Origin of the sequence: uncultured Succiniclasticum sp., assembly GCF_902793885.1 — a bacterium.
Lineage (GTDB): Bacteria > Bacillota > Negativicutes > Acidaminococcales > Acidaminococcaceae > Succiniclasticum.
Map to the genome: position 1 here is coordinate 17792 of NZ_CADBFF010000014.1, position 26612 is coordinate 44403.

20 protein-coding genes are annotated in these 26612 nt (G+C 49.2%); all 20 read left to right on the forward strand.

All coding sequences use genetic code 11. The annotated features are described in order from the left end of the window. Nucleotides 1-110: 110 nt before the first annotated feature. Nucleotides 111-1892, forward strand: a complete 1782-nt coding sequence (locus QZV31_RS08170) for a ShlB/FhaC/HecB family hemolysin secretion/activation protein (RefSeq protein WP_295359548.1) — start codon at nt 111-113, stop codon at nt 1890-1892. Nucleotides 1893-1923: 31 nt separating this feature from the next. Then, nucleotides 1924-5991 (forward strand): ESPR-type extended signal peptide-containing protein, encoded by a 4068-nt coding sequence (locus QZV31_RS08175; protein WP_295359549.1) that lies wholly within the window; start codon nt 1924-1926, stop codon nt 5989-5991. Between the two features lie 474 nt (nt 5992-6465). Beyond that, the gene (cobU, locus tag QZV31_RS08180; protein WP_295359550.1) at nt 6466-7038 is read left to right on the forward strand and encodes a bifunctional adenosylcobinamide kinase/adenosylcobinamide-phosphate guanylyltransferase; all 573 of its coding nucleotides are present in this window, start codon (nt 6466-6468) and stop codon (nt 7036-7038) included. A gap of 22 nt (nt 7039-7060) precedes the next feature. Then, nucleotides 7061-8074: a nicotinate-nucleotide--dimethylbenzimidazole phosphoribosyltransferase gene (gene cobT, locus QZV31_RS08185; protein ID WP_295359551.1), complete on the forward strand. Its 1014-nt coding sequence runs from the start codon at nt 7061-7063 to the stop codon at nt 8072-8074. 2 nt (nt 8075-8076) lie between these two features. Continuing rightward, on the forward strand, nt 8077-8925 hold the full coding sequence (locus tag QZV31_RS08190) for an adenosylcobinamide-GDP ribazoletransferase (protein ID WP_295359552.1): 849 nt from the start codon (nt 8077-8079) through the stop codon (nt 8923-8925). A 105-nt stretch (nt 8926-9030) separates the two neighbouring features. Beyond that, nucleotides 9031-9906 (forward strand): nicotinate-nucleotide--dimethylbenzimidazole phosphoribosyltransferase, encoded by an 876-nt coding sequence (locus tag QZV31_RS08195; RefSeq protein ID WP_295359553.1) that lies wholly within the window; start codon nt 9031-9033, stop codon nt 9904-9906. Nucleotides 9907-10064: 158 nt separating this feature from the next. After that, the gene (cobC, locus tag QZV31_RS08200; protein WP_295359554.1) at nt 10065-10664 is read left to right on the forward strand and encodes an alpha-ribazole phosphatase; all 600 of its coding nucleotides are present in this window, start codon (nt 10065-10067) and stop codon (nt 10662-10664) included. A gap of 503 nt (nt 10665-11167) precedes the next feature. Beyond that, nucleotides 11168-11461, forward strand: a complete 294-nt coding sequence (locus tag QZV31_RS08205; RefSeq protein WP_093730838.1) for a zinc-ribbon domain containing protein — start codon at nt 11168-11170, stop codon at nt 11459-11461. 242 nt (nt 11462-11703) lie between these two features. Next, nucleotides 11704-12603 carry a phosphatidylglycerol lysyltransferase domain-containing protein gene (locus QZV31_RS08210; RefSeq protein WP_295359555.1) on the forward strand — a complete coding sequence of 300 codons (900 nt, stop codon included), beginning with the start codon at nt 11704-11706 and terminating at the stop codon, nt 12601-12603. Between the two features lie 134 nt (nt 12604-12737). After that, nucleotides 12738-13925 carry a GNAT family N-acetyltransferase gene (locus QZV31_RS08215; protein ID WP_295359556.1) on the forward strand — a complete coding sequence of 396 codons (1188 nt, stop codon included), beginning with the start codon at nt 12738-12740 and terminating at the stop codon, nt 13923-13925. A gap of 27 nt (nt 13926-13952) precedes the next feature. Continuing rightward, nucleotides 13953-17732 (forward strand): phosphoribosylformylglycinamidine synthase, encoded by a 3780-nt coding sequence (locus tag QZV31_RS08220; protein WP_295359557.1) that lies wholly within the window; start codon nt 13953-13955, stop codon nt 17730-17732. Nucleotides 17733-18032: 300 nt separating this feature from the next. Beyond that, on the forward strand, nt 18033-18704 hold the full coding sequence (locus QZV31_RS08225) for an NlpC/P60 family protein (protein ID WP_295359558.1): 672 nt from the start codon (nt 18033-18035) through the stop codon (nt 18702-18704). A gap of 259 nt (nt 18705-18963) precedes the next feature. Continuing rightward, nucleotides 18964-19677, forward strand: coding sequence for a response regulator transcription factor (locus QZV31_RS08230; protein ID WP_093730834.1), 714 nt, complete (start codon nt 18964-18966; stop codon nt 19675-19677). Nucleotides 19678-19709: 32 nt separating this feature from the next. Then, nucleotides 19710-21302, forward strand: coding sequence for a HAMP domain-containing sensor histidine kinase (locus QZV31_RS08235; RefSeq protein WP_295359559.1), 1593 nt, complete (start codon nt 19710-19712; stop codon nt 21300-21302). Then, nucleotides 21299-21877 (forward strand): HAD hydrolase family protein, encoded by a 579-nt coding sequence (locus QZV31_RS08240; protein ID WP_295359560.1) that lies wholly within the window; start codon nt 21299-21301, stop codon nt 21875-21877. The genes QZV31_RS08235 and QZV31_RS08240 overlap by 4 nt, the downstream gene beginning before the upstream one ends. Before the next feature lie 38 nt (nt 21878-21915). Continuing rightward, a complete protein-coding gene (locus QZV31_RS08245) occupies nt 21916-22701 on the forward strand; it encodes a carbon-nitrogen family hydrolase (RefSeq protein WP_295359561.1) in 786 nt (261 codons plus the stop codon). Nucleotides 22702-22704: 3 nt separating this feature from the next. Further along, nucleotides 22705-23751 (forward strand): M15 family metallopeptidase, encoded by a 1047-nt coding sequence (locus QZV31_RS08250; protein WP_295359562.1) that lies wholly within the window; start codon nt 22705-22707, stop codon nt 23749-23751. Nucleotides 23752-23809: 58 nt separating this feature from the next. After that, a complete protein-coding gene (locus tag QZV31_RS08255; RefSeq protein WP_295359563.1) occupies nt 23810-24145 on the forward strand; it encodes a YlbF family regulator in 336 nt (111 codons plus the stop codon). A 1-nt stretch (nt 24146) separates the two neighbouring features. Then, nucleotides 24147-25058 (forward strand): UDP-N-acetylmuramate dehydrogenase, encoded by a 912-nt coding sequence (murB, locus tag QZV31_RS08260; protein ID WP_295359564.1) that lies wholly within the window; start codon nt 24147-24149, stop codon nt 25056-25058. Beyond that, nucleotides 25055-26608 (forward strand): hypothetical protein, encoded by a 1554-nt coding sequence (locus QZV31_RS08265; RefSeq protein ID WP_093730827.1) that lies wholly within the window; start codon nt 25055-25057, stop codon nt 26606-26608. The genes murB and QZV31_RS08265 overlap by 4 nt, the downstream gene beginning before the upstream one ends. Nucleotides 26609-26612: the final 4 nt, after the last annotated feature.

Here is a 26612-nt window from a genome sequence, read left to right on the forward strand (position 1 = left end):
CTTTGATGAGGTACTTGTCAGTATGCAGCCCCAGATAAATAGATACTGATTATAAAAATAAATAATCAACTGATTATGAAGAAGAATAATAATCATAAGGAGAGCAGGTAATGAATAAGTTTAGAAAAGTTGCGAAACCTTCCGCAACCACGAGATGGATTATTTCGACTGTGCTTGCTGTTTTTGCGTTTACCCCTGCGGTAACGACGGTGTTGCCGGAAAACGCAGCCGGTTCATTGTCAGCGGAATCGGTGGCCTGGGCGGCTTCGCCGGCGTCAGGAAGTAATGGTTCACAGCCCCTGCCGGGACCGGCCAGCTATGATTCCGGCGTCCAGTTGAGCCGCACCCGGGATTACATGGAACAGCAGCGTGTGGCCCAGCAGATTGAAGAAGACAAGGAACGAAAAAAATCCAAGGTGGAAACACAAACGGTAAAGCCGGAGGAAAGCACTGCTACAGTCACGTTCACCCTGAAACAGGTGCAAACAGACCCCTCGGAAATTCTAACAGAAGAAGAAATAAAAAAAATTACGGATCAGTATACCGGAAAAACAGTTTCCCTGCAGGATCTGTACGACATGACGGATGCCCTCAATGCGGTTTACGAGAAAAAAGGGTACTCCGTCTGCAAGGCGTACCTGCCGCCTCAGCGGATTCACGAAGGTATGGTGCATGTCGGCCTGCTGGAAGGCAAGACCGGCAATGTGGTCATCAATGGCCTGCGCCATACCCGGAAAGGGTATGTTGCGAACCGCATTAAACTGGAACCGGGTAAGGTGGCCAACACGGATGCCTTGACGGATCGGTTGCAGCGTTTTAACGCTACCAATGACGTGCAGCTGCGCATCCTGGTACACGCCGGGGAAAAGCCCGGCACGACGGATTATGAGATTGCGGCTGTTGAACCGAAGAGCAACCACGCGGTTTCGCTGTATGTGGATAACGCCGGATATGAAACTTCCGGGCGCTGGCGGGAAGGCATCTTCTATACGATGCGAAGTGTAACCGGGCAGCGTGATGCCCTGCGGCTGAGCTATCTGCGCAGCAAGGGAACGAATATTTTCGGCGCCAATTATTCCCTTCCGGTGAACAATCTGGGTACCATGCTGGATTTTGATTACGGTTACAACACTACGAAAATTACCAAAGGAAACCTGAAATCAGCTGGCGTAAAAGGCCGCTCCTATGCGGCCGGCCTGACTCTCCGTCATCCCCTGCTCGTGGACGATAAGCGAAGATATGAAGTTGGGCTGCAGTTCCTGCACCAGAATTCCTATACAGATGTTAACTCTTACAGAGCTTTAGATGATACACGGAACACCTACATTCCCTATATTTCCTTTACCCACTATGGAAAAAGCAGCGTGTTATACCATAAACACAGCATTGCATTTACTAAGTATGACAACCTGAATAATACCGGCGACTCTTATGCGGCTTACAAGCTGGACACCATATACCAGAAACAACTCGGTGGGGGACAGATGCTGTCCGCCCGGCTGAATGCCCAGGTGGCCAGCCAGAGTAAAAACATGTCTTCTTCGGATATGTTTTATATCGGCGGCGCCAACAGTGTGCGAGGCTATGAGGAGAGTTTCCTGAGCGGTTCACAGGGCTTCAACGCCAGCCTTTCCTGGCTGGTGCCGCTGGATAAGAAACGCATCTTTAATGCCTTTGCCTTTTTTGATTACGGGCGTGTATTTGGAAATGAAACTACACAGGCGGCCCTTGATCAAACGCTGTATTCCACTGGTGTGGGCTTAACAGCCAGCTATAAAAACTTTTACTCCAGCCTGACGCTGGGTATTCCGCTGAAACGGGAGTTCGAGAGTCTGCAAGGACAAAAAGTTGATAGAACGCGGATCCATTTTAATTGTTCCGTAGCATTCTGATATAGTAACACTAATGGGAGGAACATTAGTCATGAACAGGATTTATAAAGTTATCTGGAGTAAAGCAAAGAATTGTTACGTGGTAGCCAGTGAACTGGCAAAGAACCATACCAAAGGCAGCAGGTCGCGTTCTGTGCGCGTGACAGCGGCCCAAACTCTTACCGCGTTTCTGATCAGCGCGTATCTTGTGGGAGGATACGGGGTACCGGCTGCGATGGCAGATAATGCCGGAGTGGCAGGGGCCAATGTCACCCGGTCCGGAACCAATGCATCTGCCTGGGGTAACAGTGCAAAGGCAGAAGGAATTAATACTACTGCCTGGGGCAGTGCAACGTTAGCAAAAGCACTGAACTCAACGGCGTGGGGATTCTACACGAAAGCTGAAGGGCAGGGCGCTACTGCCTGGGGCGTTGGATATGAAGGTTCAACGATAGCCCAGGAAGATCCTGAATATGTAATCGCAAAAGGTTGGGGTTCTACGGCATGGGGTTATGTTACGCAGGCCCTTGGCGATTACTCTACAGCATTTGGAAAGCAGTCCATCGCGAATGCAGCAAATTCCCTTGCGGCACTGGGAGGAATCACGGCTGCAGGCGCGGACGGTTCTGCCGCAATCGGTGTTGGGGCAAAGGCTAATCTGGCTAATACCGTTGCTTTAGGCGGCGGTTCCGTGGCAAACCGTGCGGCGGGAGTGGCAGGTTATCGGCCAGATGGAGGTACTGTCAGTGGTCAGGCATGGGTTTCTACAGCCAATGCGATTGCGGTTGGCGCATCTTCCAACAACAGTGACGCGGCCACTGAAACCCGGCAGATCACAGGTGTGGCTGCAGGTACCTTCGATACGGATGCCGTTAATGTGGCGCAGTTAAAATCCGCCATGCAGAATGGCGGTAAAACCTATAGCGCCGGTAATGGGATCAATATTGATGCGGCTACCAATAAAATCAGCGTAAAAACCGGTGACGGGCTTGAATTTGCTTCCGGCGCGCTTAAAGTGAAAAGCGGGGACATCGAAGACGGAAGCGATGCGTTTGTAAAAGCCGCCGCGCTTTACACAGAAATGCGTCCAGCCAACGGCACGTATGTGAATAAAACGAAAACCACTGCAGAGAACTTAACGGCATTAGATACGCAGGTCACTGCCAATAAAAACGCGATTGCCCAAAAAGCAAACAAGGCAACAACATTGGCCGGCTATGGTATCAGTGATGCGTTTACCAGGGCAGAAACAACTAATGCCATCAGTTCGGCAGTAAATGGCAAGGCAGATAAAGCCACCACGCTGGCAGGCTACGGGATTACAGACGCCTATACGAAAGCTCAGGTTGATACGGCAGTCAAAGCAAAAGCAGACAAAGCTACCTCGCTGGCAGGTTACGGGATTACAGACGCCTATACGAAAACCCAGGTAGATTCGTCACTCAAAGCAAAAGCAGACAAAGCCACCTCGCTAGCCGGTTACGGGATTACAGACGCCTATACGAAAGCTCAGGTTGATACGGCAGTCAAAGCAAAAGCAGACAAAGCCACCACGTTGCAAGGCTACGGGATTACTGACGCCTATACGAAAGCTCAGGTTGATACGGCAGTCAAAGCAAAAGCAGACAAAGCCACCACGCTGGCAGGCTACGGGATTACAGACGCCTATACGAAAGCTCAGGTTGATAAAGCGGATACTGCCTTATCCAATCGTATTGGCACGTTGAAAAAAGACGGCAACATCATTAAGTCTTATAATAACGTTTCGGAGAATCTGACTGTGCTGGATACTACGCTGAGTGATGTTAAAACCACTGCAGAGCAGACTAAAGCTGACCTGCAGTTGATCGCGGCTGTATCAGACATTAACCTTGACGCTATTAACAATATAGCTGACGAGGTCGTGGAAAGGACTAAAGAGATAGATGGCATCTATAGTATGGATGGCCAAGTCGTTCCGGAAGGCGATAGCGGGGCAGATGAATTTGTCAGAGGCGATACGGTATATGAGGAAGTTCGCCCGACAGACGGCGTTTATGTTCAAGAAGACAATACTACAGCAGATAATCTTACTGCCCTGGATACAAATCTGAAAGAGACGGCAGATGCTCTGAAAACAGAAGTTGCCGACCGGAAGGATGCATTGAACAGCGAAGCTACCGCCCGCATTTCGGCAGACACCGCTTTGTCCAACAGAATCGGTACGCTAAACGCAGATGGAAATGTCATAAAGAAAGATAAGAATGTTTCGGAAAATCTGGTCTTGCTGGATCAGGTAATTCAGACTCAGTCGGGTACTACCAAAGAGCAGTTAGACAAAAAAGCAAACGCTGATGCTTCCAATGTGGGAAAAAATGCCACTGCGGCTGACGGCTCTGCCGCAGATAATTCAGCGGCCTGGGGCAATGCGTTGGGAACTGGCGCTGTGGAAAGCGGCGATGGCAAACTGGTTACCGGTGGTACTGTGTACAGTGAGGTACGCCCACAGACCGATGGTAATTATGTGAAGAAGAGCAGCACAACTTCAGCCAACTTAACGGCATTGGATAAACAGGTAAAAACAAATACAGACAGTATTGCGGAGAATTCGGACAAGATTACTGCCAATGCACAGGGCATTGCGAAAAACGCACAGAACATCGAAACCAATACAAAAGACATCGCAGCCAATGCGCAGAACATTGCAGCTAATTCGCAAATGATTAAAACCAATGCCCAGAACATCGAAACCAATACAAAAGACATTGCAGCCAATGCGCAGAACATTGCAGCTAATTCGCAAATGATTAAAACCAATGCCCAGAACATCGAAACCAATACACAGGGCATTGCGAAAAATGTACAGAACATCGAGACCAATGCAAAAGGCATCGCAACCAATGCGCAGAATATTGCAGCTAATTCGCAAAAGATTAAAACCAATACGGAAAACATAAGTGTCGCAAGAATGATCGCAGATAATGCCATGCACGGAGTATCTGTATTGTTGATTGGTACGGGGCTGAATATTGCAGACATTATTGCTACCGATGCAAAAGTGGATGCGCTGGCAAAACAGAATGGACAAGTAGAACCTTCGTCCAACGACTTTATCAAAGGCAAGACGGTTTATGAATATCTTAACGACGGTAAAAATGAAACCTTAACGTTAGGTAAAAACACTACTAAAATAGCTATTGGCAAAGGCAGTGAAGCAACAGGGGAACGCTCTGTTTCTATAGGAACTGTAGATAAAGATGGCAATGGTAATGTGGTAAAAGGAAACCAGAGCATTGCTATCGGTTCGGGTCTGAAAGTCTACGGAAGCAATGCTGGCGCAATTGGCGACCCGATGGTCGTAGCAGCTGATGAATCGTATGTTGTTGGTAATAATAATCATATCGGGAATGCCAACTATAAAGATGGAGATAAAATTACCGAAAATAATATTTTCGTAGTTGGTAACGACAATACGATTAGTGGCAGTAATACCTTTGTGCTGGGCAGTAAGGTAAATACCGACGCAAAAAACGCGGTAGTTTTAGGCGATGGTTCTGTTGGCGTGGATAATGCGGTATCTGTTGGCGCGCCGAAAAATGAGCGGCAAATCAAACACGTCGCGCCAGGTGTAGACGCAACGGATGCAGCCACTGTCGGGCAAATGGACACCTTGGCGCAGACTACGGCTGGTAGCATCAGCAGGCTGGACAATAAAGTGAACAAAGTAGGCGCCGGTGCAGCAGCTCTGGCAGCGCTGCACCCAATTGACACGGACGACAAGTTTTCCATGGGCCTGGGTTATGGGAACTACCGGGACGCGCATTCGGCAGCGATTGGTATTTTCTATCGTCCTACCGACAAGATCATGATCAGTATGGGCGGTACCATGGGCAGCGGGGAAAATTTGCTTAATGCAGGTATCAGCTTTGCGCTGGATAAGGGCAAAGGATTTGTTACCAGCAAGGCGATGATGGCCAGACAGTTGAAGACACAGGGTGAAGCATTGGAGGAACAGCGTAAAGCCAATGCAGAACAGGAAGCCAAGATCCGGACGTTGCAGGAAGAAAATGCGGCAATCAAAGAGCAAAACGCCAAACTGGCAGCAAGGTTAGCGGCGATTGAGGCTAAGCTGGGGAAATGAAAGATTCCAAATATAAGAAACTCGTAGAGTAGTCATAAGAAAATGTACTGCGAATCGTGTCGAAAGGTTTCAGGGATACGAACAAATAAAAGGAGTGCTAACAATGGCGGAATACGATTACAATGCTGCGGATACATGGATGTGCAGTTGTGGTAAGACCAATACGGGTAAGTTTTGCGTAAAGTGCGGCGCAGGAAGCAGCAGCGCGCAAGGCTGCGGAAGAAGAAGTGGAGTATGAAGCGGCTAAGGAAGCTGTGGTACAGGAAACAGCCGCAGAAGCTTTGAAAAGCCAGGATGCGGAGTCGAAGGCAGAACAGGAAAATGCAGTTCAGGAAACAGTAGAATAAATAACGGATAAATCTGCCGGATAAGGCGCCTGACGGTGAGTTCAACAATTTCGCGGTTACGGCCCATGATGTGCATTGGGAAGGCGTAGGCAACTAAGAGGTAAGAGCAACAGGAGGTCATGCTGCATTGAGTAAAGAGAATAAGCTTGTGCTGGTGCTGGGCGGGGCCCGCAGCGGGAAAAGTGAATTTGCGGAAAAGTTTGTGCTGCATGCGGGCAATCTGTGCGGCTATATTGCTACGGCCGAAATTCTGGACGAGGAAATGGCGGAACGTGTGAAGCTGCACAAAGCCCGCCGGGAAAAACGCTGGATCACCTTTGAAGCTCCCTACGAAGCGGAGAAAATTTTCCCGGAAGCGGGAGAACGTACGGATGCGATTTTATTTGACGATATTACCCTGTACCTGAGTAACATGCTGTATGGAAAAGATGCGCCCCGGGGCACCACGGCGGAAAAAGCCGCTGTGATACGGCAACGTATGAAGGCGCTGCTGGATGCGGCCAAAGCCTGCGGCAGGACGGTCGTGTTTGTTTCCAATGAAGTTGGAAACGGCATCGTACCGGATAATGCCATGGCCCGGGAATACCGTGATATTTCCGGTTGGGTGAACCAGCAGATCGGGGAGGCTGCCGACCAGGTTTTTTATGTGGTAGCCGGGCAGGCGGTGGATATCAAGCGGCTTGCGTTCCGGTTTGAATAAGTTTCTGAATGGAGCAACAGTTATGTTAGAAGATTTATATATATCTTTGCCAAACGATAACATCCGTAAGGAAGTGCTGAAAGAATGGGCTGATCTGGCTCCGGGCGAAGATTTTGGCATCCTGCCGGGCCTGACGGCGGATTATCTGATGATGACGGACGGAAGAGGCATCCGGGGACTGAAACCGGTGATGCTGCTCATGTGCGGGGATCATGGTATCTGCAAATACGGCGTCAGCGCCTTCCCCCAGGAAGTGACCCTGCAGATGATCAACGGGTATGGCCGGGGCACGGCAGGCGCCAATGTGATGGCCCGTCATGCCGGTGCGGATATCGTTGTGGTGGACGTAGGGACGAATTTTGACCTGAACGGGTTTTCCCATGTGCGGCAATGCAAGATTGCCTGGGGCACGGAGGATTTTACCCGGGGGCCGGCGATGACCTGTGAGCAGGCGGTTGCAGCGCTGGAAACCGGTATGCGTATGGCTGATGAAGCCATTGACGGCGGCTGCAATCTTTTGGAGACCGGTGAGATGGGAATCGCCAATACAACGTCTACGGCTGCTATTGCCGCAGGCTTTCTGGATCTGCCTGCCGAGCTGACGGTCGGACGGGGCAGCGGCATCAACGATGAACGGCTGAAAATTAAAACGGAAGTGGTCCGCAGGGGACTGGAAGTAAATAAACCGAAACCCGGGGACGGACTGGATGTGTTATGCAAGGTGGGCGGCTATGATCACGCGGGGCTGGCCGGTATGATGCTGGCTGGCGCGGCCCGGCATGTTCCCACTATGGTGGACGGGGTGAACGCCACGGCTGCCGCGCTGATTGCGTACGGGATCAATCCCAACTGCGCGAAATATTTGCTGTGCTCGCATCTTTCTTCGGATTTAAGCGCCAAAAAGATGCTGGAGGTGCTGCAGCTGAAACCTGTCGTACACGCCGGCATGCGTCTGGGTGAAGGTACCGGCGCTTCGCTGGCCATCAGTATTTTACGTTCGGCGCTGGATACATACAGGGAACTGATTAAGGAGTAACCATGGCGGAAGAAAATTTGAAGACGAAAGGGACGGAAGTGGAAGAGGAAACCGGCTTCTGGAACCGGCTGAATATTCCGTTGCCGGAACGTTCGACGGGTCTTTTCCGTTACATTCGGGATTTTTTTACCTGCCTTGAGTTTTTAACAAGGATACGGATGACTAAACGGGAAGTCTGGTTCCCGGATGACTTTGCCCGTTCCGTGCCGTATTTCCCGCTGGTGGGAGGAATCATGGGCGCGCTGATGTGGGGCGCCTCCCGTGTTGGCGCCCTGGCCGGTTTTTCCGGCAATGTGCTGGGGGTGTTTCTGGTACTGGCGGAATTATTTTTTATCGGCACGCTGATGTATGACGGGTTTATGGATACGGCGGACGGTGTGTTCAGCGGCCGGACCCGGGAGCGGAAGCTGGAGATCATGCAGGACAGTCATGTGGGTGCCAACGCAGTCATCGGCGCTATCATCCTGATCCTGGCCAAAGTTACCCTGCTGGGTTCCTTTCCAACCGCCGTGTTAGGTCCGCTTCTTGTTGCTATGTACGTTGTGACCCGGACGCTGATGGTGGTTTATATTCTGCTGTTTCCCAACGCACGGCCCGGCGGTCTGGGGGAAATGTTCAAAACCGGAGGCAGTCCGGTGTATTTGCCGCTGGCGCTTGTACTGGCGGCGGGCATTCTGTTTTACCTTGGTCCGGTCTGGTGCAGGCTGGCGGTTTTCAGCTGCGTTCCCTGTATGGCCCTTGCCTTTTACCTGAAATGGAATCTGGGCGGTCTGACCGGCGATACCTTTGGCTTTTTAACGGAATGCGGAACTGTAATCGTTTTGTTTTTGGCTTATTATTTATTCAGATAATAAACAGTATTTCGGACAGGGCTGATGATTTCTTTTTAGAATGGAATCAGACGCCGGATACTGTGTTGCTTAGAGTTCAGGATATATTGTTTGAGGAAGGCAATTATGCATATTGAAGAACTGGTTACGAAAATTCAGCCTTTAAGCAAAGAGATTATCAGGGCGGCGCAGAAACGGTTTGACAACCTGATCAAGCCGGTAGGCTCCCTGGCCCAGTTGGAAAGTATGACCGCGCGTTATGCGGGAATCATCGGTTCATCGGATAAACAGCTGGTGACGGTTCCGGATACCCGCCTTCTTTTGCTGTGGGGAGAAGCGAAGCATGCGGCGCAAATTGAGGCGGCTATGTTGCAGAAAAAAGCGCTTTCTGTTTACGCGTCTCATGTCGATGCAACCGTTATCCCGCTGCTTGTCATCGGGGAAACGTCCTACGATCTGCTGGAAGAAGGCGCTATGCTGGCAGGAGAATATATCGGCGAGGAAAAAGCGGGACTGATTTGTCTCGGTTCCTGTGAAAACGAGTTGAAACCTGACTGGCAGGACCTGTTGGATGAGGAAGACGGACTGGCCTTTCTGGACAGACTGCAGTGTCCTGTCGTAGCAGCAATGACCGGTGCGATCCTGCAGGCGGCGGGGATGCGCATACCGGTTATGCTGGACGGCGTCGCTACCTGTCTGGCAGCCCTGGCTGCTTCCATGTTTAATCCCTTTGTACTGCAATACTGTTTTGCCGGCGACGAATCAGCGGAAGAAGGCAGCGGACTGCTTTTGGATAAACTGAAACTGCAGGCGCCCTTACGCCTTTCCCTGAACCATTCAGAGGGCGTGGGAGCATTGACCTGTCTGCGCCTGTTTGACGCGGGCATCAAGGCTTATACGGAAATGGAAACCTTCGAAGAGGCCGGCGTGCATAATGAAAAAGAAGATTATTCGTTAAAAGTGCAGGAAGAAAAGAAAAATATTAAAGAAGATGCTGAGTGATCAGCGTTTTTATAAGTCATCGTGCGTTTGACAGTCGTCGTGTGTTCGTAAGATATTGTATTTACAGACATAATCGTGACTTCATAATACATCGAAGGTTACGAAAAGTAATTTGGAAGGGGAAGGCTGCTGTCCAGAGCAGCAAAAGGAGGAGTTTCATGGCTAAACTGTATCTGATTCGTCACGGAGAAACGGATTACAACAACGCAATGCGTTTTCAGGGCCGGACGGATATTCTTCTGAATCAGAAAGGAATCGAACAGGCTGAAAAGGCGGCAGAATTTTTCAGGGATATCCCGTTGCAGGCGATTTATACTAGCAGCCTGAAACGCGCCAGAACCACCGCAGAGATTATCGGTAAGGTGAAGGGGCTTGAACCGCAGGCAACGGATGCGTTGCAGGAGATGAGCTTCGGTATCTGGGAAAACATGAACAGCAAAGATATCCAGAAAAAATATGCCAAAGAATGGAAAGATTTTTTTGCAAGCCCGGCTACGACAACGATTCCCCAGGGGGAATGTATGTTAGATGTGCAGAAACGCGCCTATCCTGTTGTACAGGAAATCCTGGATCAGTATCCGGATGGCGACGTGGCGTTTGTGGCCCACGGAGGCATTATCCGTGTGTTGATCTGCACCATGCTGGGGCTGGATCTGAACCGTGCCTGGCATGTGCATGTAGGGAATGCTTCCATAACCTGTTTTTATTACTGGGGCCGGTCCTACACGCTGGATTATGCAAACCTGACGCAATACTGAACGGTATGGCGTCAAAACAGTCTATAGTATTGATTTAAAAAATTTATGACCGGTCTGATGTCCGAACAGTCCGCTATAGGATTGATTTTCGTATGACTTGACCGGTATGGCGTCCCGATCAGCTGCTTTAATTCAGATTTAATTCGTAATATGGCCGCTGAAATACAGAAAACATAATTTTTTTCTTTATCACAAACTTTTGTAACGAAAATGTTGTGAATGATATTACAATTATATCAGCACAAATAACAACAACCAGTGCTAAAATGATTTAAAAAGTGAATTTTACTAAAATTGTAAGCAATAATATTGCAAATTAGCATTGACAAGTTTTCTTTTTTTGGTATACTTCACTTTAGGATATCTCAAGGCCGGCTTAGTTTATTGTTTCGTTTTGTTTCGTTTTCTCACTTATTTTTCCGAGTGCGTCAATTAGGAAAAAGCGGTACAGTAAGAAGCAAGTTGTTCCTATGGGGTACAAAGGAAAAAGGAGTGACTGAACTATGTTTGAAGACAAGACCCTGAAATGTGTTGAATGCGGTAATGATTTTGTTTTTTCCGCATCAGAACAGGAATTTTATGCGGAGAAAGGTTTTACCAATGAACCGAAACGCTGCTCTTCCTGCCGTGCTGCCCGTAAGGCCCGTATGAACGGGACCCAGCCGCGGGAAATGTTTAAAGCAGTTTGTGCGGAATGCGGTAAAGAGACGGAAGTTCCGTTCCGTCCTTCGGAAGATCGTCCGGTTTATTGCTTTGACTGCTTCAATAAACGTAAAGCAGGACATGATCACGAATAAATTTCTGTGAAAAGTTTTAAGAGACCCTAAGAGACCCATAGTATCCTAAACCGACTGTTTAACAGGCAGTCGGTTTATTTTTGTTTTATATTGAAGAGAGTTATGATATAATTAAAAATATCTAAGAATACATAAACTGACAGCAAGTTTATTACTCCTGCTTCCATAGCGTTTTCTGTTGTTTATTGTTTCTACTGTATTTTTGTTGTTTCAGGAAAGCAGCCGGTAATTCATGTCTATTTTTGGAAAGGGGTATTTTTATTTTAGAATTTAAAGAAGTCGCGGTAAAAGACCGCGCCCTGTTTGAAACGTACTTAAATAAACCGGAACATTTCGGCTCGGAATGCGCCTTTACGAATTTGTATATCTGGCGGGATTATTACCGTACGTGGTGGACTGAAATATTTGGCTTTCTGCTGATCAAAGTGGAACTGGAGGGGGAAAGCTATTACTTACAGCCTTTCGGAGGAAAAGACGAAGACCTGCCGCTTCTGGCAAAGGAAATCAGAGAGGCGGAGGGCGGTCCGTTTGAATTCCGCGGCATCTATGAATGTTCGCTGGAACGGTTAAGCTGCCTGAAAGGGGAAGAAGAATTCCGGGAAAACCGGGACAGTTGGGATTACGTGTACCTGCAGGAGGATCTGGCGACGCTGCGGGGACGCCGTTACCACGGGCAGAAGAATCATTACAATACTTTCAAAAGGGAGAATCCGGATTATGTATTTGAAATGATCAATCCGGAAAATTTTGCCGAGTGTCTGAATTTTGGCGAAGAGTGGTGCAAGGCTCGGATGGAGACGGATCCCAGCATTGTTTGGGAGATCCGCGCATTGCAGGAAGCATTTGTGAATTTTGAACCTCTGGGATTGCGGGGCGGGGCGATTCGCGTGAATGGGAAGATCGAGGCGTTCGGTTTTGGCAAGACCATTAACGGGGAAGTCTGCGATGAAAATGTGGAAAAAGCCAATCCCGATATCCGCGGTCTGTATGCGGCGATCCAGACGGAGTGCGCGCAGTACGTCTGGCCTGACATGAAATATATTAACCGCGAAGAAGATATAGGACTGGAAGGATTGCGCAAGGCGAAAGAAGCGCTGCACCCGGCGTTTATGGTGAAGAAGTACAGTCTGCTGGTAAAATAATGTAAACTGTTTGAAACGCAGTGAATACTGTTTGAAAGCAGACGTACTGATTAAGAAAGGGAACACGGCTGTACGCCTGCCCGGTTACCGGAAGCGGTTCGGTGTTTTCCGGTTTCGTAGTGTAGAGGAAGTTTATGGATTGCAGAATTGTGACGGAAACAGAGTTGCCGCAGGTTATGGCGCTTTGGGACTATTGTTTTGAAAAAAAAGAAGAACCGTTTTATCAATGGTACTTTCAGGAGTATTGCCTGCAGCATAATCTGGTTGTAGGCGGTTTTTCGGAAGACGACGGGCATCTGCAGAACATGATGCATCTGAATCCTTACAGTATTCTGCTGCGGGGTCAGGAAGAACGCGTTCCGTATATTGTGGGTGTGGCGACGGACCCGGCGGACCGGGGGCGGCATCTGACGGAAGAACTGTTGCAGTCGGCATTCCGTCTGCTGCGAAGAAAAGGCTGCGCCTTTTCGTTGCTGATGCCTGCGTATGCAGGGATTTATCAGAAATACGATTTCGCGTTCTGCTACCGCAAGCACGTGTATGAGATGCCGTTGGATAAACTGGTCGTGCCGGTTCCTTCCGGAAATCTGTGGCTGCGGCATTACAGCTTTTTGGAGAAAGAGTTGTTCGAAGGGTTATATGCGGCACTGGCAGAGGGATACAACGGGCTGCCTATTCGTACGGATTTCCAGTGGCGGAAACTGCTGGCCGTACATCAGCTGGAAAAGATGCAGGCGGCGGTGGTGTATCACGGCAGCGAGCCGAGAGGCTATATGTTTTATCATATCGAGGATAAAACATTTTTCATCCAGGAGCTGGTTGCCCTGACGCCGGACGCCAAATGGGCGTTGTTGCGGTACGCCGGGGAACATCAGTCGTCAGCGGAAAAGTTTTACTGGGAAGCAATGGAAGACGATTACACCTGGCTGGATTTTCCGGAGGCAGACCGGGCAGGGCGTGTAAAACCGTTCATGATGGCCCGCTGTTTTGATGCGGTGCAGGCACTGCAGCGATATGAAGTGCCTGAAGATTGTCCCGACGGGCAGGTTACTCTGTTGCTGCAGGAAGAACTGCTGAAGGAAAATAACAGTCTGGTTACGCTGATCGCGGACACGGGCAGCCTGTATCTGGAAAAAGCTGCCGGCGATGCGGATGCGGTGGTTCCCATGGGAGCGTTTACCCAGCTGTATTTCGGGGCGTTTACTTTTACCCAGCTGGTAGAAGCGGGCAAGATCCGGATGCGTTCCTACAGGCCGGAACTGGCGGCGTTCCTCGATGCTTTGTTTCCCAGGTGTGTAAATTTTATTAATGAGTATTATTAATATTTTTCTGTTCACGGAGGCCGGAATATGAGTGAGATCAGACGTATTTATGTAGAGAAGAAGGACGCCTTTGCCGTAGAAGCAAAAGGGTTGCTGGCAGATTTGAAAAACAATTTGTTGATGGACGGATTGGAAAAGGTCCGCGTGCTGGCCCGTTATGACGTGATGGGCCTTACGGATGAAGAATTTTCCCAGGCGTTGCAGTTGGTATTGTCTGAACCGCCAGTGGATACGGTGATGGAAGAACTGGTTCCCGCTGCCGATGAAAAAGTTTTTGCGGTAGAACTGCTGCCCGGCCAGTATGACCAGCGGGAAGACTTCGCGGCCCAGTGTATCCAGCTGATTACCCAGAAAGAAAAACCCTTGGTGGCTGCGGCCAAAGTATTTGTGTTAAAAGGCAGCCTGACCGACGCTGCATTTGAAAAAGTAAAAAAATATCTGGTGAACCCCATTGAAGCCAGGGAAGCGGCGCTGGATAAACCGGAGACGCTGGAAGATACCTGGGAGGAACCGGCGGATGTGGAACGGATGGAAGGATTTCTGGATCTTTCGGAGGCTGACATTGCCGCCATGCAGAAAAATCTGGGCCTGGCCATGAGCGTGGAAGATCTGCTGTGGATTCAGAAATATTTTAAAGAAGAAGAAAAGCGTGTACCTACCATTACGGAAGTTCGCGTATTAGATACGTACTGGTCCGATCACTGCCGTCACACCACCTTTATGACCAATCTGGACAAGGTGGAAATCGAGCCGGGGTATTACACAAAACCCATTGAAGACGCATTTAAACAGTATCTGGCCATCCGTGACAAAGTGTACGGAAAGAAAACCGACCGTCCCATCACCCTGATGGACATGGCCTGTATCGCTACGAAAAAATTAAAGAAAGAAAACAAATTCCCGGACAATGATGACTCTGAAGAGATCAATGCCTGTTCCATTGTTGTGCCTGTGGAAATTGACGGAAAGAAAGAAGACTGGCTGGTTATGTTCAAGAACGAAACCCATAACCATCCCACGGAAATCGAGCCCTTTGGCGGCGCAGCCACCTGTCTGGGCGGCGCCATCCGCGATCCGCTGTCAGGCCGGGCCTATGTGTATCAGGCGATGCGTATTACCGGCGCCGGCGATCCCCGTACGCCCATTGAAAAAACCCTGGCGGGCAAACTGCCCCAGCGCAAGCTGACCATCGGGGCGGCGGCCGGGTATTCCTCTTACGGCAACCAGATCGGTCTGGCTACCGGGCAGGTACAGGAATATTATCACGACCGTTTTGTGGCGAAACGTATGGAAATCGGCGCGGTCATGGGGGCTGCTCCCAAGAGCGCGGTGATCCGGGAACGTCCGGCGGCAGGAGATATCATCGTTCTGCTGGGCGGACGTACGGGCCGTGACGGCATCGGCGGGGCAACCGGTTCCTCCAAGGAACATACGGTAGATTCCCTGTCTACCTGCGGAGCGGAAGTGCAGAAAGGCAATCCGCCTACGGAACGTAAGATCCAGCGCCTGTTCCGGAATCCCCAAGTAACGGTGCTGATAAAACGCTGCAACGATTTCGGCGCCGGCGGTGTTTCCGTGGCCATCGGCGAACTGGCGGAAGGACTGAAGATCAATCTGGACAAAGTAACCAAAAAATATGCCGGCCTGGATGGAACGGAACTGGCGATTTCCGAATCCCAGGAACGCATGGCGGTTGTGATCCGGAAAGAAGACTGGGAAAAATTCGCGAAGTTTGCGGATGAAGAAAACCTGGAAGCCACCATTGTGGCAGAAGTTACGGAGGAACCCCGTCTCGTCATGTACTGGCGGGGGGATAAGATCGTAGATATCTCCCGCAAGTTCCTGGATACCAACGGCGTGGCCCAGCATGCGGAAGTATTAGTGAAAGATATTACCGGCGCCTCTGTGTTTGATAAGACGCCGGAGGTTGTAGAAAAAGCATCGGATCTGAAAGATGCCTGGCTGAAAAATATAAGCCGGCTGAATGTTTGCAGCGAAAAAGGCCTCAGCGAACGGTTTGACTCCACCATTGGCAGAGCTACGGTGGAAATGCCCTTTGGCGGAAAATATCAGTTGACGCCGGCGGAAGGCATGGTGGCACAGATTCCCGTATTGCACGGGCACACCGACGCGGCTTCCCTCATGACCCACGGTTATAATCCGGAAGTGGCCTGTTGGAGCCCGTTCCACGGCGCTATGTATGCGGTTACGCAATCGCTGGTGAAAGCGGTTGCCTTAGGGGCGAATCCCGACACCATCCGTCTCACGTTGCAGGAATACTTCCAGGGCATGAGAGCCAAAGCGGACTGGGGTCTTCCCTTTGCCGCGCTGTTAGGCGCCAACACGGTACTGAACAGTATGGAGGTTCCGGCGGTAGGCGGCAAGGACAGCATGTCCGGCAGCTTTATGGATTTGCATGTGCCTCCTACGCTGGTATCTTTTGCAGTAAATGTCATTGACGGAAGAAAAGCGGTTTCCAGCGAATTTAAGGAGGCCGGGGACAAAGTCGTGTTCCTGAGCACGCCGTTGCTGGATGGGGATGTATTGGATTTTGCAACGCTGCGGAAAAACCTGCGCAGGGTGCATCAGCTGATTCTTGAAGGAAAGATTAAAGCGGCGGCAGCTGTGGAAGAGGGCGGCATTGCTGCGGGTATTACCAAAATGACATTGGGCAACGCATTGGGCTTCCGTTTTGTGAAGCCGTTCCCCCATACAGAAAGCCTGTTTACCCTGCAGCCCGGCGGCATGTTGCTGGAAGTAGCGAAAGATGCCGATCTGGAAGCGCTGTTCGGTGAACTGGACTGCCTGCCGCTGGGTACCGTTACGGACAACGCGGAAATAACGGTCAATGATATTACGCTGGCGAATGCGGAACTGGTAAAAGCCTACACCGAAACACTGGAACCTATTTTTCCGGCCAAAGCACCGGAATCCGAGACGCCGGAAGATTTGCTTTCGCAACCGTTGTATAAACGGGAACTACCCTTAACGGCACCGGTGAACATCGCCAGACCGAAGGTGTTTATTCCCGTCTTCCCGGGACAGAACTGCGAATACGATACGGCCCGGGCCTTTGATTTGGCAGGGGCGGAAAGTAAGATTTTTATCATCCGCAACCTGACCGCGCAGGCTATCGAGGAAACGATCCAGGCAATGGTGAAGGGGATCAAAGAAGCCCAGATCATCATGCTGCCGGGCGGCTTCAGCGCCGGTGATGAGCCGGACGGCAGCGGCAAGTTCATCGCTACCATGTTCCGGAATCCGCGCATCGCCGAAGCGGTGAACGATCTGCTGCAGAACCGCGACGGCCTCATGCTGGGTATCTGCAACGGCTTCCAGGCACTGATCAAATTAGGACTGGTGCCTTATGGTGAGATCCGTCCGCTGGAAGAGAATTCTCCTACGTTGACCTTTAACACCATCGGACGTCACGTATCCCAGATGGTTTACACCCGTATTACTTCCAACAAATCCCCCTGGCTGAATATGACGGACCCGGGAGACGTACATGCCATTGCGGTGTCTCATGGGGAAGGCCGTTTCTACGCGCCGGCCGAAACGATCCGCGAATTGTTCCGGAACGGACAGGTAGCTACACAATATGTGGATTTGAACGGTATTCCCACCATGGCCAGTCCGCAGAACCCCAACGGTTCCCTGTATGCTATTGAAGGCATCACCAGTCCGGACGGACGCATCTTGGGTAAAATGGGTCACAGCGAACGATATATTCCCGGCCTGATGGAAAATATTTACGGTGAAAAAGAACAGCATATTTTTGAAAGCGGCGTGAAGTACTTTAAATAAAGTTCACAATTTAAATTGCAAGCAATTTTGTGTAAAAAGAAAAAACAATCTTGCTAAATCGTGCAAACACGCATGGTTATTGGCTGCGCAAAAAGACGTCACTCAGACGTCTTTTTATTTTTGTACACTTTTCGCAATTGGAAAGTTCACAAACTTTTGTCAAAAATATGTTATAATAGAAACCGTGGAAAGTAAATTTTAGAGATTCATATTAAAATGCAGTAATGGTTTCGTTGCTTTTACGTGTTCTTTTATGTATCTCAGAAATTTGTAAACAAAAATCTGAGAGGTGTTTTTTGAATGTATTTTAGAAAGTTAGCTACGTTTGTTGCGGCTGCGGCCCTGTCCTGTTTTTCCTTTTCAACAGCTTTCGCTGATTTTGCGGTTGGTGACCGTGGGATGGAAGTTATTGAAATCCAGAAACAGTTGGCTGTACTTCACTACAATGTAGGTGAAATTGACGGGGTGTTTGGGCCGGCTACGGAAAAAGCTGTCAAAGATTTTCAGACAGCCAAGGGTTTAAAAGTTGACGGTATTGTGAATGATGCTACGTACCGCAATCTGTTGAACAAGGAGCTGCCTCCGGATCGTTACGGTAACCATATGATGACCCGTAACATTCTGAAGACCGCATTCAGTATGCTGGGCGTACCGTATTCCTTTGGAGGAATGTCCCCGGGAGGGTTTGACTGCTCCGGTTTTGTATGTTATGTGTATGGCAAAGCCGGTATTTCTCTGCCGCGAATGGCTGATTCCCAGTATTATTCTCTGACCCATATTCCGAGAGCAAACCTGCAGAGCGGTGACCTGGTCTTTTTTGAAACGTACTGCCCGGGTCCTTCCCACGTTGGTATTTACATTGGGGACGGTAAATTTATTCATGCTTCTTCCAGCAAGGGTATTACGGTTTCAGAAGTGTTCACCGGTTACTGGGGAGCCAGATATCTTGGTGCCGGAAGGGCGTATAACTAAAACAGGCGGCATCGCATTATGTTGTGATAGGAAACAGGCAAACCGTTTTGGCTTGCCTGTTTTTATTTTCTGTTTGTGTTCTTTTTACATCTATTTTGTAAATCTTTTGTGAGATGAATCGGTTTACTCTGTATTCCGCGTCTTTTATATTGTATAATATGTATGGAAGCAGATTCTCTTATCTGCAGGTTTCCCTTACATAATTTTCATCAACACAGTTGTAACAGGATGATAGACAAACGAAGAAAAGGAGAGAACTATGTCTAAAATTTTAATTGCAGATGACGAACCCCAGATTCGTGAAATTTTGCGCGTTTATTTTAATAAGGACGGTTTTGTTACAGTGGAGGCCGAAGACGGACAGCAGGCGCTGTCAATGATTGAAAAAGAAAAACCGGACCTGGTATTGCTGGATATCATGATGCCGGTTCTGGATGGTATTACGGCCTGTGAAGAGATTCGTCACCGCTATGATCTTCCCATCATCATGCTCACGGCCAAGGATGAGGATGATGACCGCATCCTGGGTCTGGAAAAAGGCGCTGATGATTATATTACCAAGCCGTTTAACCCGCGTGAAGTCGTAGCGCGTGTTAAGGCGGTGCTGCGCCGTTCCGGCGGTTTTCAGAAGCTGAGTGACAAGCGGAAGATTGAGTTCGAGGGACTTTTCATAGACAGGGAACGGATGCAGGTTACCGCGTGGGGAAATTTGGTTACGTTTACCACGAAAGAGTTCGAACTGTTGTATTATCTGGCCTGTTCGCCCGGTAAAGTTTTTTCCCGCAACCAATTGCTTGAGTCTATCTGGGGTTACACCTATTTTGGGGATACCCGTACGGTAGATACCCATATCAAACGGATCCGGCAGAAACTGGCCATTCCGAAGGATTCTCCCTGGGATATTGAAACGGTCTGGGGCGTAGGCTACAAGTTTGAACTGAAAAACATGCCGGTAGAATCAGACAAAGCATAAAACTGCCAAAACATGCTATTTTGAGGTGAAATGTGAATAAATCCTTAAGTACCCGGCTGATGTACAGCTTCATGACTATTATCGTTATCGTGGTAGTCGGTATCACGGCCGGTACTTCCTATTTAATTGCAGATTACTTTTTTAAAATCAAAGAAGACGAACTGGCCCAGAAAGGCCATGACATGGCAGATACCGTAGAGTACTTTGTTACGAAGGACAACAACCGGTATATGCTGATGCGTTATCTGATTGCGGTAGATCATTTGGTGGGAGCCCGTATCTGGCTTTTTGACAATGAGTACAACTTGCTGGCTGCTTCCAATATTGCGGCAGATGTGGATAGCGCAGGGAAAACGGCTGCAGGCAGCAACGGCGAGGTAGGTACCGGCAAGCCGGACGTTTCTGTTCCTGCGGACCGGATTCCTGTATATGAGTACACGACGCGGCTGGCGGAAGAAATTAAAAGCGGTCAGGTATCCCGTAATGTTAATAAAATCTTAAAAGATATTTACCGCGGCGAGAGCGTGCGTTCCCAGATTTATCATCCGTATTTTAAACAGCAGGTAATTTTGGTAGGCGTACCGTACGGCGATAAATACCATCCCCGTGGCGCGATCCTCATGGCGGAACCGCTGAGCGGGTTTGGCGGCTTTTTGCGGAGCGTGTACATTTTTACAATTATTGTCGGACTGTTAGGTCTGGTGCTCAGTCTCTTCATGGTACGGAAACTTTCACGGCAGATTGTGAAGCCGCTGGTTTCCATGAAAAATGCCACGATTGCCATTGCGAAAGGAAATTATTCCCGCAGGGTGGAAGTGGAAGGCGAAGACGAGGTGGCGGAACTGGGCGATGCCATCAACCATCTGAGCACGGAACTGAGCAATTATTTAGGCAAGCTGGCCCGTATGGAAAAAATACGCCGCGACTTTGTGGCTAATGTTTCCCATGAGCTTCGGACACCGATTACGATTATACGCGGTTATAATGACATTGTCAGCGACAGTCTGGCGGAAGACGATCCCAACAAACGGTATTGCGACCTGATCGGCAGCGAAACAAAACGGCTGGAACGTCTGGTGCGCGGTCTGCTGGATATCAGCCGGCTGCAGTCGGCCGATAAGCTGAAAGTTTCGGATACGCAGCCGCTTCCCCTGACAGAGATCATCCGGAATGTGGCAGAAAAACTGAAAGTGAAAGCAGAACCGAAGCAGATTACACTGAAACTGCAGCTGGAAGAAGATTTGGAGATAATGGGGAACGGCGACCAGATCGTTCAGCTTGTGTTACTGCTGGGCGACAATGCGATTAAGTATTCGCCCCAGGGCAGTTATGTCCGCTATGAGACAAAACAGCTGGCAAACGGTTCCATTGAGATGAGTGTGGTGGATAACGGTCCCGGGATTCCGGAAGAGGACCTGCCGTTTATTTTTGAACGTTTTTATAAAGTGGACAAGTCCCATGCTCAGAGTTCGTCTAAAGGAACGGGACTGGGACTGGCCATTGCCAAAGAGATCGTCCGTATGCATGGCGCGCATATTGAAGTCTTTTCACAGGTTAATGTAGGAACCCGGTTTGTTGTAACGTTTCCTGCTGAAGCGGTCATCCGTGAGGAAATCCAATCATGATAGCGGAAATAGTAAATCCCGACTATCGGTTTTCTTCCATTTTAAAAATTACGCCGGAATGGCTGCGCGTTCATAAGTACCGGGCTGTTTTGATGGACATCGATAATACGCTGGCAGCCCGTAACAGTTGGGCAGTACCGGAAAAACATATTGACTGGCTGCAGAAACTGCAGGAGCAGGATATCCGGATCGTACTGGCTTCCAATAACGGAGGAAAACGGATTTCGGCGATTGAAAAGCAACTGACAGAACACGGGCTTCACATCCCGCTGTTGCGATGGGCGGGGAAACCGTTTCCCCGGGCGTATGCCGGTGCCATCCGTCTGCTGGAAGAATCTGCTGCGAAAGAGGGCCGGGCAAAACTTGATTTGGCAAAGGACCCGGGCTGTATTCTGGCAGCCGGGGATCAGTTGTTCACGGATGTGCTGGGGGCTCACTGGTACAATTTGCCGGTTGCCTGGCTGCGTCCGCTCTCCCGCAATGATTTTATAGGAACAAAACTCTTACGGTTGTTGGAAAAATGTGTGTCGCGGTACCTGGATAAAAAAGGAATCCTTCCGGAAGAGGATTGCTGAATGTCAATAATTATTTGAAATAGAAAGCAGGTTTTAACATGAAAATTGCACTGGTCCAGATGGAAATCAAAGAACGAAACTGTGCCGGTAATACGGCCCATGGACTGATGCTTTTAGAGGAAGCGGCGCGGCAGAGCGATCTGGTTGTTTTGCCTGAGATCTGGACCACCGGATATTCGCTGGGACATCTGAAAGAAGAAGCGGTCACCCTGGACAGCCCGCTGGTGGAAACCTTATGCGGCATTGCCAGAAAATATAACTGCTCCCTGCTGCCCGGTTCGCTGCCGATTCGGAAAAACGGTCGCATTTACAATATGATTCCTGCCATCAGCAAAAGGGGAGACCTGGTGTATGAATATGGCAAGGCGCATCTCTTCGGCATGTTTGATGAGGAAAAATTCTTTGCACCGGGGGAATCTTTTAACGCATTTGATCTGGACGGAGTATGTTACGGCGCTACGATCTGTTATGATTTACGGTTCCCGGAATTTTACCGGTATCTGGCCCTGCAGGGCGCCCGGTTGATTGTCTGCCCGGCAGAATGGCCCACACGGAGGGGAGACGGGTTTGATTTGTTGTCCCGCGCCCGGGCTTTCGAAAATCATGTGTATGTGGCTGCAGTAAACTGCGTCGGTTCTTTTAAGGGCGATCCCTTTTACGGTCACTCCCGCATCATTGATCCCATGAATCATATTGTGGCGGAAGGCGGCGACAAAGAAGAAATCATCTATGCGGATATTGATTTGGATATGGTAACAAAGATCCGGAAGAATTTGAATGCGCTGACCGATGTTCGTTTTAAAATTATGAAACCGGGTGAATGATCTATGACTATTAGTAAAAAACTTGCTGCACTTTCTCTGGCAGTTTCCCTCAGTCTGTTTTCTGTGACACCTGCCGTGATGGCGGCAAAGGCAGTGCCGAAGGATGTGAATTATCTGTTAGGCATGTATTACGGAAGCGGTTCTGTTTTCCTGTTGCGCGAAGACAAAGGAACGCTTCAGATTGTATATCCGTCAAGTTCTGAAGAAAAAAAGTTCAGTATGGCAAATATTTTCCCGCTGAAAAAAGTACGGTTTGATTCCTATACGCTGTATGAGGAAGGACCGCTTGTTACAATGGAAGCGCCGGTGCATTTTGAAAGGGATACAGACGGGAACGGGATTGCCTGCAAAATTGGGGGCAAGCGGTTTGCCCGGAACTTTTTCCCGGGTGAAGGAAACAAAGTGTTCCGGGTAGAAATTACCGGAGACTACCAGTCGCTGAAAGACGCGGCGCCCAGGGCCGACATGCCGGCAAAACTGCAGCAGGGAACGGCGGGAAAACTGGTTCGGATCCGATCCGTTATTCCGAATGTTAAGTTTGATCTGCGTTACGCAGGAAACAATAACATTTTCGGTGTTCCCCTGTATAATGCCGGGGAAGCGTTTGCGGAGGCAGAAACGGCCGCTGCGTTGAAAAAAGCATCGGATCTGCTTGCCGCGAAAGGGTACGGCCTTTTGGTGTGGGAAGCCTACCGACCCTGGTATGTTTCCAAACTGGCTTCGGATCTGCTGCCTAAAGATAAAAAAGGCATGATGCCTGCCCCTGATAAAGGGGAAGACCGCAATACCGGACGTGTGGTAGATGTCAGCCTGTATGATCTGGCAACCGGAGAAGCGGTACCCATGATCAGTGATTTTGATGAAGTGTCTGTCCGGCAGTTCCCGGATTTTTCAGGCGGTACGGAACAGCAGCGCTTCTTGCGTGATATGCTGGTTTCTGTAATGACGGAATGCGGCTTTACCCAGGGGAAAGAAGAATGGTGGCATTTTACGTTGGGGGATACAAAAGGCTGGCAGCATTTAAATATTCCCTATGGGCAGATTATGTAATTTGTGCTACAATATGTGACGTATGTAATTTTAATTATTTTGCAGAGGAGAAACAGCGATGACAGTATATGATTGTGCTAATGAACTGGCAAGGGAAATGCGTGCGACACGTGAATTTGCCGTTTTGAAAGAAGCAAAAGAAAAATTATCGGTTGAACCGGATACCAAAGCGCTGGTCAACAGGTTCATGCAGCTGGGTCAGGAAGTGGAAATTGCCCGGTATCAGAAAAAGGAAATCCCGGCAGAAAAAGAAGCGCAGTTCAATGATATGATGCGTACCCTCAGCCTGAATCCGCTGGCGATGAATTACCTGAACGCGTTCCAGCGTTTTCAGTTAATGTTTCAGGACGTATCGAAGACTATTACGGATGTCGTGAAGGAAGTAGCTGAATAATATGCTGACACAGGAAACGGTTTCACGTTTAAAATCAGAAATTGCAGGACAGGTTCGGTTTGATGAATCTATGTCCCTTCACACATCATTTCATATCGGCGGGCCTGCCGATGCATTGGTAGTTCCTGCAGATAGGGAAGATGTGCGAAAGGTGTTGCGTATTGCGTGGGAAGAGAAAACGCCGCTCACGGTTGTGGGAAACGGGTCCAATCTATTGGTTCGGGACAAAGGAATACGCGGTATTGTGCTGAAGCTTGGCAACGCATTGAAACACTGGGAACAAAATGACGGCAGGTTCGTTTTCGGCAGTGGCGTTTCGCTGGCCCAATGCTGCCGGATCATCGGGGACGCCGGCTACACGGGCATGGAATTTGCCGTCGGTATACCGGGAAGTCTCGGAGGCGCGGTCTATATGAATGCCGGCGCTTACGACGGGGAAATGAAGGATGCGGTGGTGTCCGTACAGGTTATGACACGGTCGGGGGAAGTTAAAACGCTCTCCCGTGATGACCTGCATTTTGCCTATCGTCATTCTGCTTTACAGGATTCCGATGTCATCGTTCTGGAAGCAGAACTGATGGTTAAACCGGGAGATAAAGCCGCGATTCAGGCGAAGATGGATGATTTCAGCCAGCGCCGTATCAGCAAACAACCGCTGGATGTTCCCAGCGCAGGCAGTACTTTCAAGCGTCCGGAGGGCCGGTTTGTAGGACAGATGGTAGAAGAATCCGGATTAAAAGGGTTCCGGATCGGCGGTGCAGAAGTATCGGTAAAGCACGCCGGGTTTATTGTCAATGTGGATCACGCTACAGCATCTGACGTGCTGCAGCTGATTGAATACATCCAGAAGAAGATTTTGGAGAATTATAATGTACAGTTAATACCTGAAGTTTTGGTATTGGGAGAAGTATGACAAATATTTATGATTTAATCAATGATTTATATACGGATGATGAGGGGTGGAATACCGTACTGGAGTTCCGGTATGCAGATCAGTTTCTGCGGATGGAAGCGTTTCGGGGTGCAACAGACGACGAGTTAATGGATATCTGGCAGCAGGTAATGTATCTGATGATCTATTGCGGCAACACTTCCTATAGAATCGGCGACATGACCTGTGAGGATTTCATTTACTGTATTAGCTGGTGCCAGCGGAATATCGGCGATTTCGAGCTGGATTACGAAGGCGTGGATTTTTTCCTGTCGGTAATCCAGCGGCTGCTTACGTTTTTAAAACAGAAACGGGCCATCAGCAATGATACGGCGGCGGCTAAGTGCCGATTAAAACTGTTGGGGCCGGATGGCAGCCTGTTGCTCTTCCGGAAAGACGGATCCCTTCCGGAAGAATATGACAGATACAGGACAAACCAGGAACCTGATCTGGAAGCCAAGGTCTTCATGCAGTTAGGACAGAAGCTTAGCACGCTGTCTGACATGATGCAGAAATTTTTTGGCGAACCCCGTTTCAGTCTGGACAGACGGCGGGCCAGTTACGCTTATTTTGGGGTGGATGCGGAACCGGAATTTGATCCGGACAGACCGGAGCTTTTTGCAGCCTTTTGGGAATATTTTATTTTTGATTATCATTTGAGGGATACGGACGAAAGGGGCATTGACCACTTTTATGAGTATTACAGGAAACATCCTGATCCCAAATACGGCAAACGTAACAAAGCCCTGATCGAATTACTGGCGTCGATGCAGAAAATCCAGCTAATGGTTTTTACCATTGAAAAGGAGGAAACTGACGGGTGGTTCAGTTGCAGGGACTTCTTTACGGGAAGCATATCCGAATTGAGCCTGCCTGTGGATGAAACGGTGGATACCCGGGATCTTTTATGTATCGCCCATGTTTTTGAAGACGGTAACCTGATTACTGACTATCTGCGCAGTATCAAGATTGCGCCCTTAGGACTGAAAACACTTCATAACCGCCTGGCGAAATTTCTTGCTTATTACAGGGTTGCCAATCCTCTTGCGGACTGGGAGCAGTTCGTAAAAGACAACCCGGCGCTGGTGACGCATTTGGTTGCCTCTGCAGGGGCTACGGACATGCTTAGCAAACCGATGCACTTTCCTGCAAAGGAGTTGGATTATAAGCCGGCTGCCGTTAAAAAAGAAAATGCTGTCTGCCAGTTTCTCCTGCAATTTGGAAAACTGTTGCATTTATCATGGCAGGACAGGAAAAACCTGTCGCAGATGTGGAGCGATTTTTATGCGCTGCGTCCCGTTTCCTGTTTCAGTGATCAGGATTTTATGATCTGGACTCTTGCAATACTTGATAATTATATGAAGATCACCAAAACATATCTGATGGATGTTGCGCCGTATGCAGAACAGGTGCATATTGACAGCAATCGTGTTGCGAAACGAAGCGAAATCATTCAGGATGTATTGCACCTGAAACCGTTCGATTCGCGATATATCAGTGAAGACGGTCTCATCAATATGGCTTTTTCGTAAGGAG

Coding starts and splice junctions, on each gene's coding strand:
- QZV31_RS08265 (WP_093730827.1), top strand. CDS start 25,055: ATGACAAATATTTATGATTTAATCAATGATTTATATACGGATGATGAG.
- QZV31_RS08195 (WP_295359553.1), top strand. CDS start 9,031: ATGCATATTGAAGAACTGGTTACGAAAATTCAGCCTTTAAGCAAAGAG.
- QZV31_RS08240 (WP_295359560.1), top strand. CDS start 21,299: ATGATAGCGGAAATAGTAAATCCCGACTATCGGTTTTCTTCCATTTTA.
- QZV31_RS08230 (WP_093730834.1), top strand. CDS start 18,964: ATGTCTAAAATTTTAATTGCAGATGACGAACCCCAGATTCGTGAAATT.
- QZV31_RS08170 (WP_295359548.1), top strand. CDS start 111: ATGAATAAGTTTAGAAAAGTTGCGAAACCTTCCGCAACCACGAGATGG.
- QZV31_RS08220 (WP_295359557.1), top strand. CDS start 13,953: ATGAGTGAGATCAGACGTATTTATGTAGAGAAGAAGGACGCCTTTGCC.
- QZV31_RS08245 (WP_295359561.1), top strand. CDS start 21,916: ATGAAAATTGCACTGGTCCAGATGGAAATCAAAGAACGAAACTGTGCC.
- QZV31_RS08205 (WP_093730838.1), top strand. CDS start 11,168: ATGTTTGAAGACAAGACCCTGAAATGTGTTGAATGCGGTAATGATTTT.
- QZV31_RS08255 (WP_295359563.1), top strand. CDS start 23,810: ATGACAGTATATGATTGTGCTAATGAACTGGCAAGGGAAATGCGTGCG.
- QZV31_RS08190 (WP_295359552.1), top strand. CDS start 8,077: ATGGCGGAAGAAAATTTGAAGACGAAAGGGACGGAAGTGGAAGAGGAA.
- QZV31_RS08215 (WP_295359556.1), top strand. CDS start 12,738: ATGGATTGCAGAATTGTGACGGAAACAGAGTTGCCGCAGGTTATGGCG.
- cobC (WP_295359554.1), top strand. CDS start 10,065: ATGGCTAAACTGTATCTGATTCGTCACGGAGAAACGGATTACAACAAC.
- QZV31_RS08225 (WP_295359558.1), top strand. CDS start 18,033: ATGTATTTTAGAAAGTTAGCTACGTTTGTTGCGGCTGCGGCCCTGTCC.
- murB (WP_295359564.1), top strand. CDS start 24,147: ATGCTGACACAGGAAACGGTTTCACGTTTAAAATCAGAAATTGCAGGA.
- QZV31_RS08175 (WP_295359549.1), top strand. CDS start 1,924: ATGAACAGGATTTATAAAGTTATCTGGAGTAAAGCAAAGAATTGTTAC.
- QZV31_RS08250 (WP_295359562.1), top strand. CDS start 22,705: ATGACTATTAGTAAAAAACTTGCTGCACTTTCTCTGGCAGTTTCCCTC.
- cobT (WP_295359551.1), top strand. CDS start 7,061: ATGTTAGAAGATTTATATATATCTTTGCCAAACGATAACATCCGTAAG.